The organism is Sphingomonas sp. Y38-1Y, assembly GCF_032391395.1.
Taxonomy (GTDB): domain Bacteria; phylum Pseudomonadota; class Alphaproteobacteria; order Sphingomonadales; family Sphingomonadaceae; genus Sphingomonas.
In genome coordinates this window covers 322317-338784 of the sequence record NZ_CP135916.1, presented here as the reverse complement: position 1 = coordinate 338784, position 16468 = coordinate 322317, and the positions used below count along the sequence as shown (strand labels likewise).

At 67.0% G+C, this 16468-nt stretch carries 14 protein-coding genes; 4 read left to right on the top strand and 10 right to left on the bottom strand.

Going from position 1 to position 16468, the window contains the following annotated elements; all coding sequences use genetic code 11:
* Window positions 1–20: 20 nt before the first annotated feature.
* Complete coding sequence (locus RS883_RS01535) at window positions 21–440, bottom strand: EVE domain-containing protein (protein ID WP_315761973.1); 420 nt, start codon at window positions 438–440, stop codon at window positions 21–23.
* A 146-nt stretch (window positions 441–586) separates the two neighbouring features.
* Here RS883_RS01535 and RS883_RS01530 point away from each other — a divergent pair, with 146 nt between their 5' ends.
* Entirely contained in the window at window positions 587–976 is a 390-nt protein-coding gene (locus RS883_RS01530; RefSeq protein ID WP_315761971.1) for a hypothetical protein, read from the top strand.
* Between the two features lie 66 nt (window positions 977–1042).
* Entirely contained in the window at window positions 1043–1330 is a 288-nt protein-coding gene (locus RS883_RS01525) for a DUF3297 family protein (protein ID WP_315761969.1), read from the top strand.
* Here RS883_RS01525 and aac(3) read toward each other — a convergent pair.
* From aac(3) to cobT, 8 genes are all read right to left on the bottom strand, one after another.
* Window positions 1312–2127 (bottom strand): aminoglycoside 3-N-acetyltransferase, encoded by an 816-nt coding sequence (gene aac(3) / locus RS883_RS01520; RefSeq protein ID WP_315761967.1) that lies wholly within the window; start codon window positions 2125–2127, stop codon window positions 1312–1314. The genes RS883_RS01525 and aac(3) overlap by 19 nt on opposite strands.
* 169 nt (window positions 2128–2296) lie before the next feature.
* On the bottom strand, window positions 2297–3103 hold the full coding sequence (locus RS883_RS01515) for a LytR/AlgR family response regulator transcription factor (protein ID WP_315761965.1): 807 nt from the start codon (window positions 3101–3103) through the stop codon (window positions 2297–2299).
* The gene (locus RS883_RS01510) at window positions 3100–4197 is read right to left on the bottom strand and encodes a sensor histidine kinase (RefSeq protein ID WP_315761963.1); all 1098 of its coding nucleotides are present in this window, start codon (window positions 4195–4197) and stop codon (window positions 3100–3102) included. Before RS883_RS01510 ends, RS883_RS01515 begins: the two co-directional genes overlap by 4 nt.
* A 110-nt stretch (window positions 4198–4307) precedes the next feature.
* On the bottom strand, window positions 4308–7619 hold the full coding sequence (locus RS883_RS01505; protein ID WP_315761961.1) for a TonB-dependent receptor: 3312 nt from the start codon (window positions 7617–7619) through the stop codon (window positions 4308–4310).
* Window positions 7620–7781: 162 nt separating this feature from the next.
* Window positions 7782–9923, bottom strand: coding sequence for an NAD-dependent DNA ligase LigA (ligA, locus tag RS883_RS01500; protein WP_315761959.1), 2142 nt, complete (start codon window positions 9921–9923; stop codon window positions 7782–7784).
* A gap of 303 nt (window positions 9924–10226) precedes the next feature.
* A complete protein-coding gene (yghU, locus tag RS883_RS01495) occupies window positions 10227–11120 on the bottom strand; it encodes a glutathione-dependent disulfide-bond oxidoreductase (RefSeq protein ID WP_315761957.1) in 894 nt (297 codons plus the stop codon).
* A gap of 53 nt (window positions 11121–11173) precedes the next feature.
* Window positions 11174–11425 (bottom strand): ribbon-helix-helix domain-containing protein, encoded by a 252-nt coding sequence (locus RS883_RS01490; RefSeq protein ID WP_315761955.1) that lies wholly within the window; start codon window positions 11423–11425, stop codon window positions 11174–11176.
* Complete coding sequence (gene cobT / locus RS883_RS01485; RefSeq protein ID WP_315761954.1) at window positions 11422–13254, bottom strand: cobaltochelatase subunit CobT; 1833 nt, start codon at window positions 13252–13254, stop codon at window positions 11422–11424. The genes RS883_RS01490 and cobT overlap by 4 nt, the downstream gene beginning before the upstream one ends.
* A 125-nt stretch (window positions 13255–13379) precedes the next feature.
* Here cobT and RS883_RS01480 point away from each other — a divergent pair, with 125 nt between their 5' ends.
* The gene (locus RS883_RS01480) at window positions 13380–13817 is read left to right on the top strand and encodes a hypothetical protein (RefSeq protein WP_315761952.1); all 438 of its coding nucleotides are present in this window, start codon (window positions 13380–13382) and stop codon (window positions 13815–13817) included.
* A gap of 143 nt (window positions 13818–13960) precedes the next feature.
* Window positions 13961–15034, top strand: a complete 1074-nt coding sequence (locus tag RS883_RS01475; RefSeq protein WP_315761950.1) for an LLM class flavin-dependent oxidoreductase — start codon at window positions 13961–13963, stop codon at window positions 15032–15034.
* Window positions 15035–15330: 296 nt separating this feature from the next.
* Here RS883_RS01475 and RS883_RS01470 read toward each other — a convergent pair whose 3' ends face one another.
* Window positions 15331–16455, bottom strand: coding sequence for a 5-methyltetrahydropteroyltriglutamate--homocysteine S-methyltransferase (locus tag RS883_RS01470; protein WP_315761948.1), 1125 nt, complete (start codon window positions 16453–16455; stop codon window positions 15331–15333).
* Between the last annotated feature and the right edge of the window lie 13 nt (window positions 16456–16468).

Below are 16468 nucleotides of genomic sequence, written 5' to 3'. Positions count from 1 at the left end.
CGCGCGCGCGAATGGCGACGCTAGCGCGATTTGGCGCCCGCCATTTCGAGGACGACGTCCCATTCGGCCGGCGTCACGCGGCCGACCGACAGGCGCGAATATTTGACGAGCTCCATCTCGGCGAGCCGCGGCTCGGCCTTGACCGCCTTCAGCGTGACGGGGTTCGGCAGCGGCTCGACCGGGCGGCACTCGACCGAGACCCAATTGCCTTCCTCGCCATCCTTCTTCGCCTCCCGCGCGATCTCCATGATGCCGACGATCTGGAGGCCGATGTTGCTGTGATAGAAGAAGGCGCGGTCGCCGACCTTCATCTCGCGAAGATTGCGCGCGGCGGTGTGGTTGCGCACGCCATCCCACTCGGTCCTGCCGTCGCGGACGAGGTCGTCCCAGCCAAACACGTCGGGTTCGGACTTCATCAGCCACAGCGCCACGGACAACATCCTTTTTCGTTCATGTAGTTAAACTGCGGCTGAACGCGCGGTTCGCCGCAAGTTCAGCGCGACTCGCATATGGCGTTGCTATCGTCGCCACGATGCGTGCGTTCAACCCCACGGATCCTGCGCGACCGACAGAGGAGGCTTGTTCCATGAGTATCATGACCAAGGCGACGCTAGGACTGGTCGCCGGCGCAACGATGCTGACCGCGGCGGCACCCGCCGAGGCGCAGTGGCGGCGTTATCATCGCGACCGCGGCGGCGATGCGGCGGCGGCGGCGATCATCGGCGGCGTGGCCGGACTGGCGATCGGATCGGCGCTTGCCAACGATCGCTATCGCGACCGTTATTATGATCGCGGCTATTACGACCGCGGTTATTATAATGGCGGCTATTATGACGGTGGCTATTACGGCCCGCGCTATCGCGGCGGCTGGAACGGCTATTACGCGCAGCCGCGCCGCTTCTATCGCCAGCGCTGTTTCACCCGCTGGCAGTACGACCCGTATATCGGCCGCCGCGTGCGCGTCCGCTATTGCTGAGCGAGGGGCGGCGGCGCGATCCGCCGCCCTCTTTCGTTTGGCGGCGCGGGGCGGTACAGGCGCGGCATGACCGATACGCCCCCCGATCGCCTGTCGATCCAGCCCAAGAGCCCTCATTTCGACCAGTCCGCGCTGGAGCGCGGGGTCGGCATCCGCTTCAAGGGCAATGAGCGCACCGACGTCGAGGAATATTCGATCTCGGAAGGCTGGATCCGCGTGCAGGTCGGCCGCAAGACCGATCGCCACGGCAATCCGCTGACGATCAAGCTAACCGGTCCGGTCGAAGCGTGGTTCCAGGACGGCGGCAAGGCGGACGAGGCGGCCGAGGCCGTAGATCAGCCCGCCGAAGACTGAGCCGCGACAGCGCGTTCGATCCAGTCGACGGCAAAGCCGGTAATGTCGGCGGCGTCGTAGAGCGACGACGGGGCGTCGCCGACCGATCCTTCCGCGATCCTGCCACCACGGCGATAGTCGGCGGCGATCTCGTCGAAATAGAGGTCGCTAAAGCCGGCGACGATCGCCTCGGTCGACTCATATTCCTCGCACCAGCGCCAGTCGGTGGCGCCGCTGGTCCCGCGGAACGGCACTTCCTGGCGAAAGCGACGCTTGCCCGGCACGTCGGCGAGATGCTCGGCATGGTGGAGCAATGTCATGCTGTGCGCGGGTGCGCCGACCAGCAGCACCCTGCCGCCCGCCTCGACCAGCTTGGCGAGCGGCGAACCCTCGCCATAGCCGTAGTCGAGCGCCTGTCCCTCGGTCAGCCAGTCCGCCCGCGCGCCGATCGCCGCGACCGAGCAGCCCGGATTGCCGCTGCGCCGCTCGCCCGGCGTCGTCCGCACGAACTCGGCAAAGGCGCCATTCTCCCGGATCGCGCGCGAGCGAGCGGGATCGAAGGGCGGGATGCGGTCGCGCCACTCGTCCGGCACGCGCCCGTCTTCGCCGACCAGATGTACCAGATACGGGGCCTCCCAATCGGTCGCGGCAACGAGCGTGCCCGAGGGGCCGATCACCATCCGGATCGCCTCGATCAGCGTGTCGGGCCCGTTGATGAGCGGTCCGACGCTGCGCATCCCCGCATGCGCCATGACGGTGTCGCCGGCATCCAGACCGAGTGCGTGGAGGTCGGACGCGAGATCGTCGGCGCTGCGCATCAAGCTGATCCGGTTGGGGAGAGCGAAAACCTCTCCTGCAATGGGAGGGCGACCGCGGGCGTAGCCGGCGGTGGAGGGGTGTCGTGGGCTGCGAGGATAACGCGACTCACGGACCTACCCCTCCGTCAGGCCTGCGGCCTGCCACCTCCCCTTCCCGGGGAGGAGTTGGTTAGTGGACGAAGCGCGCCACCACGTCGCGATAGCTGCGGCTGACCTTCACCTGCGCGCCCGAATCGAGGACGAGGAAGCATTCGCCGTTGGTGTGGGGCTTCACCTGGCGGACGAGGTCAAGATTGACGATCGTCGACCGGTGGACGCGCTGGAAACGGCGCGGGTCGAGGCGCTTTTCCAGATCCTTCATCGTCTCGCGCAGGATCAGCGTGTTGTCGCCGGTATAGATGCACATGTAATCGCCCGCGGCATCGATCCGCTCGATCGAATCGACGTCGACGCGGAAGATCTGGCCGCGATCCTTGATGTTGATGAGCTTCTCGAAGCGGTTGGAGGCGAGTTCGCCGCCGGTGCCGCCGTCGCCGATCTGGTCGACCGCGTCGGGCGCGACTTCGGCCAGCACTTCCTTCAGCTTCTCGACTTCCTCGACGCCGCGCTTTTCGGTGAGGCGCTGGCGAACGCGGTCGAGCGTGTCGGCGAGCCGCGCTTCCTCGACCGGCTTCATCAGATAGTCGACCGCCTGCGCCTCGAACGCGCGGATGGCGTGGTCGGAATAGGCGGTGACGAAGACGAACAGCGGCGGTTCGACTTCCATCAGCCCCTGAACGACGGAAAAGCCGTCGAAGCCGGGCATCTGCACGTCGAGAAAGACGAGGTCGGGCTTGTGGGTCTTGATCGAACGGATCGCCTCGCGACCGTTCATGCACTTGTCGATGATCTCGACGTCCTCGTGCGCCTGGAGCCTCAACTCAAGGCCCTGAATGGCCAGCGGCTCGTCGTCGACAAGGATGGTACGGATGGTCATGCTGCCTCGCGTCTGGGTTCCTCGACCTGGAACGGTATTTCGATTTCAACGCGGAAGCCGCCGCCGGGGTTCGCCCCCGTGTCGAAGCGGTGCTCCGCGCCATAAGCCTGTGCCAGCCGGTCGCGAATATTGGCCAGGCCCACGCCGGTTGAAAGGCTTGGCCGAGATTTGCCCTGCATCAACCCCGGACCGCTGTCCGTCACGGCGATCTGCACCCGATCCCCGGCGAGCCGTGCCGAAACCGCGATCTCTGCCCCCTCCTCGAGCGGCGTCACCGCATATTTGATCGCGTTCTCGACCAGCGGCTGGAGGAGCAAAGAGGGCAGGCGTGCCCGCTCGACGCGCGCATCGACGTCGAACACCGGGCGCAACCGCGTCTCGAACCGCATCTTCTCGATCTCGAGATAGAGCTTCAGCGTCTCGATCTCCTGTGCCAGCGTGACGTGCGCGGTCGGCTCGTTTGCCAGCGTGTAACGCAGGAACGAGGACAAGCGGCTGAGCATCACGTTGGCGCGCTCGGTCTGCTTCAGCAGCACCAGCGTCGAGATCGAGTTGAGCGTGTTGAACAGGAAATGAGGGTTGAGCTGATAACGCAGCATCGCCAGCTGCGCGGAGGATGCCTGAAGCTCCAACGCCTGCATCTGGTCGATCTGGTCCTCGACGATAAGATACCAGTTGATGCCGAAATAGAGCGCGGTCCAGCCGGCGAGCACGGTAAAGTTGAGGAACACCGTCGCGAGCACGAGGTTGACGGTGATCCCCGGCGTCGCCGAGCGAATGAACGAAAAGGTGAAGGCGTCGAGCACGGCATAGATCACCGTCGCCGCGGCCAGCGTCGCCACCACCGCCAGGATGCCGGTGATCCGCGGCAGCCGGCGATAATAGCCGTACAGCGTCGAAAGGAGCAGCGTCAGGCAATAGCCGACGATCGATTCGATGATGATCGGGATGACGTTGTCGAGGCTGGGGTTGTTCGAGACACCCGACACCATGCGCAGGATCAGATAGCCCGACCAGCCCGCTGCTTGGAGCATCCAGAAGGCGCGGCTCTTCTGTTCGAAGAAGGGGCGGGAAAGGATCGCGGCACTCGCCATGGGGCACGTCCTGTAGCGACTCGGTTCACGAAGGGCAAAAGCCGGACGGCAAAAGGGGCCGCCGTTCGCGTGGAACGGCGGCCCCCAGAGGCATTCGGATCAGGCGCGGATCAGAACTTGAAGCGCGCACCCAGCCGGATGAAGTAGAGCGAACGACGGCTCTCGATCGTCGCCTCGTTCGGCGCCTGCGCCTGGCTGTAGCGGTACTGGACGCAGGGCTGCGTCGGCGCGCTCGCCACCTGCGCCGCGGTCGGCGTGGTGCCGGTGGCGACCGGCGTGGTCAGGCACTGCACCTGCACGACGTCCTCCAGGTACGGGAAGATGACCTGGCGGAAGCCACCCCAATCCTTGTTGAGGAGGTTGGGGAGATTCTCGATGTCGGCGAAGACGGAGAAGCGCGACTTGCCGATGAACGTCGGGATCTCCTGCTCAACGTGCAGGTCGAGACGCGTATAGGCGCGCGACCGGGCGATGTTGCGCGGGGCGATCTGACCGCGGAAGTTCTTGAGCTTCGAGTTCTCGATCACGCCCTCGAGCGCGGCCTGGGTGTCGGCGCTGTCGTAGCTGACGATCGAGTCGGTACCCGATTGCGGCACGTAGAGCAGGTGACGGTCGTCGCGGCCGGTCAGGCCGAACACCGCGCTGCGCTGCGCGTTCCCGAGGTCCGCCATCGTGAAGCTGTACGGACGGCCCGCCTGGGTCTCGCCAAACAGCTGGAAGATGGTGCGGTAGTCGCCGAAGAACGCGCGATCCAGACCGACGCCATACTTGAACGACCACGAAACCTGGTCGTTGGCGGTGCCGTACGCGGCCTGGTTGGCCAGGAACGCGCCGTTGCCGTAGTTCGAACCCGCAGTCGACGAGGTCGCCGGCGTCTCGTCCTTCACGTCCTGCAGCGAGTAGGCAAAGTTCAGGTTGATGCCGTTGTCGAACACCTTGTCGACGCGGACGACACCGACATGGCTGCGGCCGTTGTTGCCGTTGTACAGGATGATGTCGGTGTTGGTCGAATTGTTGGTGTTCGGGAACGCGTTGTAGCGCGGCCGGCCGTCGGGCAGCGTGCCGATCTGGACCGAGCGGGCGTCGGTGAACAGGATCGAGTCGCGCGTGCGGCTGAAGTAATAGTCAGCCCCGAAGCGCCAGCCCGAGCCCAGGAAGAAGTCCTTGGGCGTCCAGTCGACCGACAGCGTCGCCTTGTGCGCTGAGGGGATCTTGTAGTCCGGCCCGAGCGCATTGACGTTGGCGGTGTTCACCGCGGCGACGTTCTGGTTCAGCAGCGTCTGGAGCTGCCCCGGCAGCGTATTGCCTTGGACGTTGTTGAGCAGCGCGGCGCCCACGACCGGGTCGAGGAACGCGTTGTTGACGGTGAAGCCCGTCGCCGTGCGGCGCACGGTGATCGAGTTGTTGCCGACGCCCGAATTCTGGAAGCTGTTAGCCAGATAGACGTCGGGCGTGCCGCCGCCGAAGATGCCGTAGCCGCCGCGCAGCTTGACGTCGTCGATCGGCTCCCAGTTGAAGCCGACGCGCGGCTGGAACAGGAACTGGCCCTTCAGCGTGTTGCGGTTCGAGAAGCCGTAGCGGTTGGTGAAGGTCGGGTTGAGCGCCGGCAGGTCGCGCTGGCCCCACAGGTCGCCGCGAACACCGAAGTTGATGTTCAGGCGATCGCTGACGCGCCAGTCGTCCTGGATGCCGAAGCTCCACTGCGAATATTTGAAGTCCGCGGCGGTGTCGTTCGGGTTGCCCGACAGCGCGTTGGCATAGACGAGCTCGTTCGCGCGGCGGTTCTGGAAGTCGTCGAGCGAGTCGAAGTAATAGTTCCCCAGCGTGTTCTGGAAGAACAGGTTGAAGATGCGCACCTCGTTATACTCGGCGAGCAGGCGCAGATTGTGGTTGTTCAGGTTGATGCGCGCGAGCAGCGATCCGCCATAGGTGTCGGTGTAGAACACGTTCGACTGGGTCGAGTTCTCGACACCGAGCGCCAGGTTCGGGTTGTTCTGGCCGCACGAGGTCAGCGTGTCGCCCGCGACGCCGTTGCCGTTGGTGACGGCGTCGGTGCAGACGCGGAACTGGGCAAAGCCACCCTCGCCGAGCGGCGGACGACCGCGCTCATAGCTCTTGTAGAGAAAGCGGGCCTCGGTCGAGAAGACGTCGGTCCATTCCGAGTTAAGCTGGGCGATACCGGCGCGCAGCAGCTCCGAGCCGCCATATCCGTTCGACGACAGGCCGAGGCTCGGCGACGCGAAGCCCGAGTTGACGTTGCCGGCGATCTGCTGGTTGTCATAGGCGTTGATGTACGAGAGCGTGAAGCGCTGGCCGTCGGTGACGTTCCAGGTGATCTTGCCCACGATCTTCTCGTCGACGTCGTTCGACGTCGTCAGGATGTCGCCCGCTTCGTAGTTGTAGACGCTGCTCGCCAGGTTCTGGACGCTGGTGATCAGGCCACGCGTCAGGCCGGGGATCTGCGTGCCCGCGCCTTCGGCGACGAGACCGTTGGGCAGCGGGTTGCCCTGCTTGGTGCGCTCGGCCGAGATCATGAAGAACAGCTTGTCCTTGATGATCGGACCCGACAGCGTCGCGCCATAGCTTTCCGACTTGAAGTCGAAATTGGTGTCGACGCAGCAGCCGATGCGCTCGCCGGTCAGGCCGTCGGTGTTCTGCGAATAGAAGCCGTTGCCGTGGAACTCGTTTGTGCCCGACAGCAGCACCGCGTCGACCGCGCCGCCCAGGAAGTTGCCCTGACGGATGTCATACGGCGCGACCGAGACCGAGAACTGCGAGATCGAGTCGATCGGCACCGGACCGCGGCGCGTGGGGTTCGCGTCGGGGTTGAGGCCGAAATTGTCCGAGACGGTCACGCCGTCGATCGAGAAGCGGTTAAAGCGCGGGTTGATGCCCGCGAAGCTGATGGAGCGGCCGCCCGACGCGGTGTCCTCGATGCGGGCGAACGGGTCGCGGCGGGCGAGGTCGCGGATGTCGCGGTTGACGCTGGCGACGCGGCTGATCGCCTGCGCGTTGAGCACGGTCTGCGGACCGTCCGAGGTGACGCCCGCACCCGCGACCGACGAGGCGGTGATGACGATGTCCTCGCCGCCAGCCGACGTGATCGTGACCGGAACGGTATAGGGCTGGCCGACGACGGTGAAGATGTCGGTGACGGTGGCGTTGCCGTTGGGGCTGGTCACTTCGACGCTGTAGGGACCGCCCGGCTGGAGACCCGACGCGTTGAACGCGCCGCTGTCGTTGGTGTTGGTGGTCGAGGTCGCGCCGGTGCCGGTGTTGGTCACGCGAACGACGGCGCCGGCGACAGGTGCGCCATCCTGGGTCACGGTGCCGCGGATGCTGGAGGTGGTTTCCTGAGCCATCGCGGCGGCCGGAATCATGAGTGCGGCTGCGGCCGCCCCCATCAGCAGGTGGTTTCGCATGTCATTCCCCTTTGGAAAACGTCCGCTTCTCGGAACTTGCGGCCGCGCACGACCGTTGAGCGCGCCCTGCGCGATCAATATTTCCAATATGTGACAGCGTCATCCCCCCGCGCAGTTGGTGTTGCTGCGTTGCAAAAAGGCGACAGTAACGATGGTTACGAGTCAGCCCGCCGCGGCGACGATCGCCTGCCAGCCCGCTTCGTCGACGACGCGGATGCCCAGCTCGCCAGCCTTCTTGATCTTCGACCCCGCACCCGGCCCGGCGACGACGAGGTCGGTCTTGGCCGACACCGATCCTGACACGCGCGCGCCCAGCGTCTCAGCTTGCGCCTTGGCTTCGTCACGCGACATCGTCTCCAGCGTGCCGGTGAAGACGACGGTCTTGCCCGAGACTTCGGACGCGCGCGCGGCGACGACATAGTCGGGCGGCGATACCTCGCGCAGCAGGTCGTCCCATGCCTCAACATTGTGCGGCTCGTGGAAGAAGTCGGCGAGCGCGTGGCCGACGGCGGCGCCGGCCTGCGCGACGCCGATCCGCTCGGCGATCGCCTTGTCGAGGCGGACGCTGTGCTTGGTGCTATCCTCCCCGAGCGCAGGCTGCGTCGCGTCGCGCAGCGCGATCAGCGCCTCGCCGAGTTCGCGCAGCGCCGGCAGCGTCGTATAATGCTTAAGGAGGTCGCGCGCGGTGACCGCGCCGATGTGGCGGATGCCGAGCCCGAACAGCAGGCGCGCGGCGTCGGGCGCGCGCTTCGCCTCAACCGCGTCGAGCAGGTTGTCGACCGACTTGGCCTTCCATCCCTCCAGCCCCAGCATCGCCTCGCGATGATCCTTGAGTCGGAAGATGTCGGCGGGCTCCTTCAGCCAGCCGAGTGCAACGAACTGCTCGATCGTCTTCTCACCCAAACCCTCGATGTCGAGCGCGCCGCGGCTGACGAAATGCTTCAGCCGCTCGATGCGCTGGGCGGGGCAGATCAGGCCACCGGTGCAGCGGATATCGACTTCACCCTCTTCCCGCACCGCCTCCGACCCGCATTCGGGGCAATGGGTGGGGAAGGCGAAGGCGGCGCGGTCCTCGTCGCGGGTCAGGTTCTCGACGATCTGCGGAATCACGTCGCCCGCACGCTGGAGGACGACGCGGTCACCGGGGCGGACGCCAAGCCGCGCGATCTCGTCGGCGTTGTGGAGCGTGGCGTTGGTGACGACGACGCCGCCGACGGTGACGGGCTCCAGCCGCGCGACCGGGGTGAGCTTGCCGGTGCGGCCGACCTGAATATCGATCGCGTTCAGCGTCGTCTGCGCGCGCTCGGCGGGGAATTTGTGCGCAAGGCCCCAGCGCGGCGCGCGGCCGATGGTGCCGAGCCGTGCCTGCCAGTCGAGGCGGTCGACCTTGTAGACGACGCCGTCGATGTCGAAGGGAAGGTCGGCGCGCGCCGCCTCGATCGCGCGATAGGCGGCAAGGGCGGCTTCGGTCGTCTCGCAGCGCGCGAACGCGTCGGCGACGGGGAAGCCCCAGTCGACCAACGTCGCGACGACGCCGGCCTGCGTGTCGGCGGGAAGCGCGCTCGTCTCGCCCCAGCCATGCGCGAGGAAGCGCAGCGGCCGCGACTCGGTCACCTTCGCGTCCTTCTGGCGGAGCGAGCCGGCGGCGGCGTTGCGCGGATTGGCGAAACGGCGCGCCTTGGTCGGATCGCCCGCCGCCTCCGCCTCGGCGAGCAGCCGGGCATTGAGATCGGCGAACGCGGCCTTCTCCATATAGACCTCGCCGCGCACCTCGAAGATGTCGGGGGCGGCGGCGGGGAGCGTGCGCGGGATGTCGGCGATCGTCAGGACGTTGGCGGTGACATCCTCCCCCACCGCGCCGTCACCGCGGGTGAGCGCCTGGACCAGGCGGCGGTTCTCGTAGCGGAGCGAGCAGGACAGGCCGTCGATCTTGGGCTCGGCCGTGAGCGCGACCGGCTCGTCGGCGCCGAGCGACAGGAAGCGGCGGATGCGGCCGACGAACTCGGCGACCTCCTCGTCCGAAAAGGCGTTGTCGAGGCTGAGCATCGGCCGCGCATGCGCGACCTTGGCGAGGTGCGCGGCAGGCGCGGCGCCTACCTGGACCGAGGGCGAGTCGGGGCGGACGAGCGAGGGGAACGCCGTCTCGATCGCGAGATTGCGGCGGACGAGCGCGTCGTATGCCGCGTCGCTGATCTCGGGCGCGTCGTCGGTGTGATAGAGCCGGTTGTGCCGCGCGATCTCGGCCGCGAGCGCCTCCAGCTCGGCGGCGGCTTCCTCGTCGGTCTGGGGGAGAGTGGCGGGCATGCGATGCTCATGCCGGAAGCGCGGCGAAGGTTGCAACCATCTCCATGCCCCGAAGGCCTCGATCCTCCCCCGGAGGGGGAGGGGGACCATGCGAAGCATGGTGGAGGGGTAGGCCACGATGGTGCGCACCCTCGCCGACCTACCCCTCCGTCAGGCCGGCGGCCTGCCACCTCCCGTTCAGGGGAGGATTTTGGTGCGAAGCGCTTCCAACCGCGTCCGGTGCTCCCGCGCAGGCGGGAACCCAGAGTGACTCAGCGTGACGATTATGGCCCTGGACCCCCGCCTTCGCGGGGGTACGGGCGGTCAGCCGCCGATCTTGTCCTGCGTCTTGGTGTCGAAATCACCGGCGTCGTGGCGTTCGTGAAGCTGGTGCTCGGGCGCGCCCATCGTCACGTTGACGATGCGGCCGCGCTTGACCGCGGGGCGGTCGGCGAGCTGGCGGGTCCAGCGCTGGAGGTTGGCATAGTCGCCGGTGGCGAGGAACTCGCCGGCATTGCCATAGGTCTTGCCGAGCGCCAGCGCGCCGTACCAGGGCCAGATCGCGAAGTCGGCGATGCTGAGCTCGTCACCCGCAACGAACTCGTGCCGGCCGAGCTGGGTGTCGAGGACGTGGAGCTGGCGCTTCACCTCCATCGTATAGCGGTCGATGGCATATTGGATCTTGATCGGCGCATAGGCGTAGAAATGGCCGAAGCCGCCGCCGACGAACGGGCCGGCGCCCATCTGCCACATCAGCCAGCTCATCGTCGCGGCGCGCTTGGCGGGATCGGTGGGAAGGAACGCGCCGAACCTTTCGGCGAGGTAGAAGAGGATAGCGCCGCTCTCGAACACCGGGATCGCGGGATCGACCGAGCGGTCGACGAGCGCGGGGATCTTCGAATTGGGATTGATGCCGACAAAGCCGCTGCCGAACTGGTCACCCTCGCCGATGCGGATCAGCCAGGCGTCGTACTCGGCGCCCGCATGGCCGGCGGCGAGCAGCTCCTCGAGCATGATCGTCACCTTCTGCCCGTTGGGCGTCCCCTGCGAATAGAGCTGGATCGGATGCTGGCCGACCGGCAATTCCTTTTCGTGGGTCGCGCCGGATACGGGCCGGTTGATGTTGCCGAACGGTCCGCTCGCCTCCGGCGCCGTCCAGACGCGTGCGGGGACATAGCCGGCGGGAAAGTTGTTCGCGGGATCGGGGGTGTCGGCCATGTGGGAGCTCCTTTGAAGCGGATCGCCGACAGATAGGGCGCCGCCGCGCGCGCTCAACCAGTCGCGCGCGCGAACAGCCAGACGCGGATTGCACTCGCCAGATTGGGCGGATCGTCGGCGGCGATGCGCGCGGCGTCGATCGCCGCGACGAGCGCGGAGAGGGGAAGGTCGTGCTCGCCCGCCGCCGCCTCCAGCGCCGACCAGAAGGGCGGCTCCAGGCTGATCGAGGTGGCGTGGCCGGCGATGGTGATCGAGCGCTTGACCGGGCCGGCGAACCCACCCGGCGGCGGCACGATGGGGGTCACGGCTGGTCGAACAGGCTGGCGAGCTGCTCGATCATCGTGCCCGCGAGCTGGTCGACATCCATGATCGTCACCGCACGCTGATAGTAACGCGTCACGTCGTGGCCGATGCCGATCGCGACGAGCTCGACGGGGCTGCGCCCCTCGATCCAGCCGATCACCTGGCGAAGATGCCGCTCCAGATAGCTGCCCGAGTTGACGCTCAGCGTCGAATCATCGACCGGCGCGCCGTCGGAGATGACCATCAGGATCTTGCGCTCCTCGGGCCGCGCGATCAGGCGGGAGTGGGCCCAGAGCAGCGCCTCACCGTCGATATTCTCCTTGAGGAGCCCCTCGCGCATCATCAGGCCGAGCGACTTCTTGGCGCGGCGCCAGGGTTCGTCGGCTTCCTTGTAGACGATGTGGCGAAGGTCGTTGAGGCGGCCGGGCGCGGGCGGGCGGCCCTGCGCGAGCCACGCGTCGCGCGACTGGCCCCCCTTCCACGCGCGCGTGGTGAAGCCCAGGATCTCGGCCTTCACGCCGCACCGCTCCAGCGTGCGCGCGAGGATGTCGGCGCTGATCGCGGCGATGCCGATCGGGCGTCCGCGCATCGACCCCGAATTGTCGATGAGGAGGGTGACCACGGTGTCGCGGAAATCGGTGTCGCGCTCGATCTTGTAGGAGAGCGACTGCATCGGATTGACGACCACGCGGGCAAGGCGCGCGGCATCGAGCAGCCCCTCGTCCTGGTCGAAGGCCCAGGACCGCGACTGCTGCGCCATCAGCCGTCGTTGCAGCCGGTTGGCAAGCTTGGTGACGATGCCCTGAAGCTGGACGAGCTGCTGGTCGAGATAGGCGCGGAGACGGTCGAGCTCCTCCGCATCGCACAGATCGGTTGCGGCCACGACCTCGTCGAACTGGTTCGTGAAGGCGCTGTATTCGAACTGTGGCGGGAAGTCGGAGAAAGGACGGTTGGGCCGGGTCGGCAGCATGCCGTCCTGGCCGTCGTCGCCATCCTCGCCGTCCATGTCGTCGAGCGGATCGCCGTCGCGATCCTGATCCTCGCCATCGCCTTCGGCATCGTCGCTTTCACGCTGCTCGCCCCGCGCCTCGACCTCGGCATCGCCGTCGGAGGACTGGTCGTCTTCCTGGTCCTGCTCGTCCTCGTCGCCTTCGTCGCCGCCTTCGTCGTCGTCGCCCTCGTCCGCCTCATCGGGCTCGATGCGGCCTTCGGTGAGCTCGAGATCGGCGAGCAGGTCGGCGACCAGCCGCGCGAACGCCGCCTGATCGTCGATCGCGAGCGCGAGCGCGTCGAGGTCGGCACCCGCCTTGTCCTCGATCCAGTCGGTGACGAGGGCCAGGCCGCCGGCGGCGGTATGGGGCGCGGGCTTCCCCGTCAGCCGCTCGCGTACCATCAGGCCGACCGCGGTCGACAGCGGCACTTCGTCGCGGGTGCGGGCGCGGGCGATCGGGTCGGAGCGCATCCGCATGGCGAGGCTGGCGTCGAGATTGTCGGCGATTCCGGCAAAGCCGCGCGCACCCAGCGCCTCGATCCGCGCGGTCTCGACCGCGTCATGGACCGCGCGCGCAACCGGCTCGGCCGGAGCGCCGCGCGCGTGCAGGCCGGCGTCGTGATGGCGCAGGCGAAGCGCGAATCCATCGGCGAAGCCGCGCGCTTCCGCCACCTGATCCGCGGGCAGCGCGCGAGCGGGCATCGGCACCTTCATGTTGCGGCCCGATTGCGCGGGCGAGTCCGCGCTGAAGGCAAGCTCGACCTCTCCATCGCCCGAGATCGCACGCGCGGTGCCGGCGAGCACGTCGCGAAAGCGGTCGATCGGGGTCTGATTGGCCATTGGTAAGGTCGGGTCCTGTGGGGGGTCTTATCCAAATAATAGGGTTTCGGCGCGATGCCAGCCTTGCGATCGGTGTGCGACGATCGGCGGGGGCGACGGCGATGCGACTCGGGTGGAGCTTTGCGTTGGCATTGGGGCTGGCCGCGGCGTCACCGCTCGCGGCGCAGACCCGCACGCCGCTGACGACGGCCAACGATCCGTCGCGCGGCGGCTGGGGCGAAACCGAGCGGCCCGTCGATCAGGAAGCGGTCGAGGCCTCTCGCGGCTCGATCAAGCCAAAGGGCGGCTTCCTGGGCGGCGGCAGCTTCGAGTTCGTGTTCATTCCGGTCGGGCTGATCTTCGTCATCGCCCGGCTGGTGCTCGCGCACATTCTTCGCAACAACGGCCCGAAGGTCGAGAAGATCTACGACTATCACGAGCCGCCGGTGCAGAAATGGCGGCCGCCCGATCCGCGCACCGAAGCGCGGCTGCGGATTCTGGAGCCGGAATACATCGCGCCTGGGCCCGAGGCGCCGGCACCCATCGCGCGACCGGTGCGAAGCTTCGGAAAGCGGGGGCTGTGAAGCGGAACGGAAGATCGATTCCGTAAACGCAGTGTTTGATGTATCGGCAGCCCGAGCCAAAGTTACGGAATCACAGAGTGGTAGGCGAAGATGGCGGGTGCCGCTCAGGCTCGGCCGCTTTGCCAAATCGTCGACCCCAACCCATGTCGCACCATGACAAGGGTTCGCGCCAGGCGCGGACCGTGACGGGATATGACGACATGAAGAAGATCGGCTTTCTTTCCTTCGGGCACTGGTCCGACGCGCGCGGATCGGCGACGCGGTCGGCGGCCGACGTGCTGCTACAATCGATCGACCTGGCGGTCGCCGCCGAGGAAATCGGCATTGATGGCGCCTATTACCGCGTCCACCATTTCGCGCGGCAGCTCGCCTCGCCCTTCCCGCTGCTCGCCGCGGTCGGCGCGCGCACCAGCCGGATCGAGATCGGCACCGGCGTCATCGACATGCGGTACGAGAACCCGTTCTATATGGTCGAGGATGCGGGGGCCGCGGATCTCATCAGCGGCGGGCGGCTCCAGCTCGGCATCAGCCGCGGCTCGCCCGAGCAGGTGATCGAGGGCTGGCGCCATTTCGGCTACGCGCCCGCCGAGGGCGAGAGCGAGGCCGATATGGGCCGCCGCCATGGCGAGGTGTTCTTCGACCTGTTGAAGGGCGAGGGTTTTGCGCGGCCCAATCCGCGGCCGATGTTCCCGAACCCGCCGGGGCTGCTGCGCATCGAGCCGCATTCGGCGGGCCTGCGCGATCGCATCTGGTGGGGCTCCGCTTCCAACGCGACGGCGGTGTGGGCGGCGCAGCAGGGCATGAACCTGCAAAGCTCGACGCTGAAGGCCGACGAGACCGGCGAACCCTTTCACATCCAGCAGGCGCGGCAGATCCGCGCCTATCGCGAGGCGTGGAAGGCGGCGGGGCATTCGCGCACGCCGCGCGTATCGGTGTCGCGATCGATCTTCGCAATCGTCAACGACACCGACCGGGCCTATTTCGGCCGCGGCGACAGCAGCGACCAGATCGGCATCATCGACGACATGCGCGCGGTCTTCGGCCGCTCCTATGCCGACGAGCCCGACCGGCTGATCGAGCAGTTACGCGCGGACGAGGCGATCGCCGAGGCGGATACGCTGCTGCTGACGGTGCCCAACCAGCTGGGCGTCGACTATAACGCGCATGTCCTGTCGTCGATCGCCGAGCATGTCGCGCCGGCGCTCGGCTGGCGCTGACGCGACATGGCTCGGGACGGGGCGGGCTTAAGGGTCTGTGCTCGATCACAACAGGGTCGTGACGGAGCGGATTTTAGCGCGGGGCTAGAAGCAAGGAGGGAGCGATGTGGTCACATCGTGACCGACGCGCGACGCCGCCCTGCGCCAAAAGCCGCCCGCCGCGAAGCGGTCGCCCGTGCAAGACCATCGAGCGTCGTCGCTTGCTTGCGGGTAGCGCAGCTACCCGACTGCGCTGCGCTCCTCGTCGATGGTCTTCCACGGGCGATCACGATCCCTGTTGTGATCGAGTACAGACCCTAAAGCTCGCCCCACATGTCCTGGGCGATCTCGACGATCAGCTCGAGCTTGGCGCGCTGCTGGTCGGGGGTGACGTCGTTGCCCTCCTTGGTCGAGGAGAAGCCGCACTGCGCGCTGAGGCAGAGCTGCTCCATCGGCGCGAACTTGGCGGCGGCGTCGATGCGGCGCTTGATCGTGTCGGCATCCTCGAGTTCGCCATGCTTGGTGGTGAGCAGGCCGAGGACGACGCGCTTCTCGCCCTTGGGCAGCAGCCGGAGCGGCTCGAACCCGCCCGAGCGCTCGTCGTCGAATTCGAGGAAATAGCCGTCGACGTCGAGCGTGTTGAACAGCGCGTCGGCGACATGGTCGTAGCTGCCCGAGGCGACCCAGCTCGACCGGAAGTTGCCGCGGCACAGATGGGTGGTGATCGTCATCCCCGCCGGGCGGTTGCGAACGGCGTCGTTGATGATGCGGATATAGGTTTCGTGCTGGGTGTCGGCATCCTCGCCCTGCGCGGCGATCATCGCGCGCTGTGCGGGATCGTTGAGATAGGCAAGGCTGGTGTCGTCGAGCTGGAGATAGGTGCAGCCGAGCGCGCCGAGCCCGGCAATCTCCTCGGCATAGACCGCCGACAGGTCGGCGTAGAATGCCTCCAGGTCGGGATAGACCGCCGCGTCCACCGCCTCGCGACCGCCGCGATAATGCACCATCGACGGGCTGGGGATGGTCAGCTTGGGCACGCCGCGGCTGACGTTCTCCTTCAGGAAGGTGAAGGCGTCGGCGAAGATCGTCGATGGAAGGTTGAGCTTGTCGGTGACGTGGAGCTTGGCGGGCGTCCATTCGATGTCGCCGCCGGCATTGTGGAAGCGCACCTTCATGTCGGTCTCTCGCTTCGAGATGCCGCCGATCTGGTAGATGTAATCCATGTGCCAGGTGTCGCGGCGCGCCTCGCCATCGGTGATGCCGATGAGGCCGACATCCTCCTGAAGCGCGATGATCTCGCGCACCGCACGGTTCTGGACCTCGACATAGGCGTCGGCGGGCAGCGTGCCGGCGGCGAACGCCTCACGCGCCTCGGCCAGATAGGCGGGGCGCAGCAGGCTGCCGACATGGTCGGCGCGGAACGGCGGGCGGGTCGTGGTCATGGAACGCCTCCTC

Excerpts from the sequence above, each read along its gene's own strand:
- RS883_RS01535 (WP_315761973.1), bottom strand. The coding sequence starts at position 440 with ATGTTGTCCGTGGCGCTGTGGCTGATGAAGTCCGAACCCGACGTGTTT.
- RS883_RS01530 (WP_315761971.1), top strand. The coding sequence starts at position 587 with ATGAGTATCATGACCAAGGCGACGCTAGGACTGGTCGCCGGCGCAACG.
- RS883_RS01525 (WP_315761969.1), top strand. The coding sequence starts at position 1,043 with ATGACCGATACGCCCCCCGATCGCCTGTCGATCCAGCCCAAGAGCCCT.
- RS883_RS01515 (WP_315761965.1), bottom strand. The coding sequence starts at position 3,103 with ATGACCATCCGTACCATCCTTGTCGACGACGAGCCGCTGGCCATTCAG.
- RS883_RS01510 (WP_315761963.1), bottom strand. The coding sequence starts at position 4,197 with ATGGCGAGTGCCGCGATCCTTTCCCGCCCCTTCTTCGAACAGAAGAGC.
- RS883_RS01505 (WP_315761961.1), bottom strand. The coding sequence starts at position 7,619 with ATGCGAAACCACCTGCTGATGGGGGCGGCCGCAGCCGCACTCATGATT.
- ligA (WP_315761959.1), bottom strand. The coding sequence starts at position 9,923 with ATGCCCGCCACTCTCCCCCAGACCGACGAGGAAGCCGCCGCCGAGCTG.
- yghU (WP_315761957.1), bottom strand. The coding sequence starts at position 11,120 with ATGGCCGACACCCCCGATCCCGCGAACAACTTTCCCGCCGGCTATGTC.
- cobT (WP_315761954.1), bottom strand. The coding sequence starts at position 13,254 with ATGGCCAATCAGACCCCGATCGACCGCTTTCGCGACGTGCTCGCCGGC.
- RS883_RS01475 (WP_315761950.1), top strand. The coding sequence starts at position 13,961 with ATGTCGCACCATGACAAGGGTTCGCGCCAGGCGCGGACCGTGACGGGA.
- RS883_RS01470 (WP_315761948.1), bottom strand. The coding sequence starts at position 16,455 with ATGACCACGACCCGCCCGCCGTTCCGCGCCGACCATGTCGGCAGCCTG.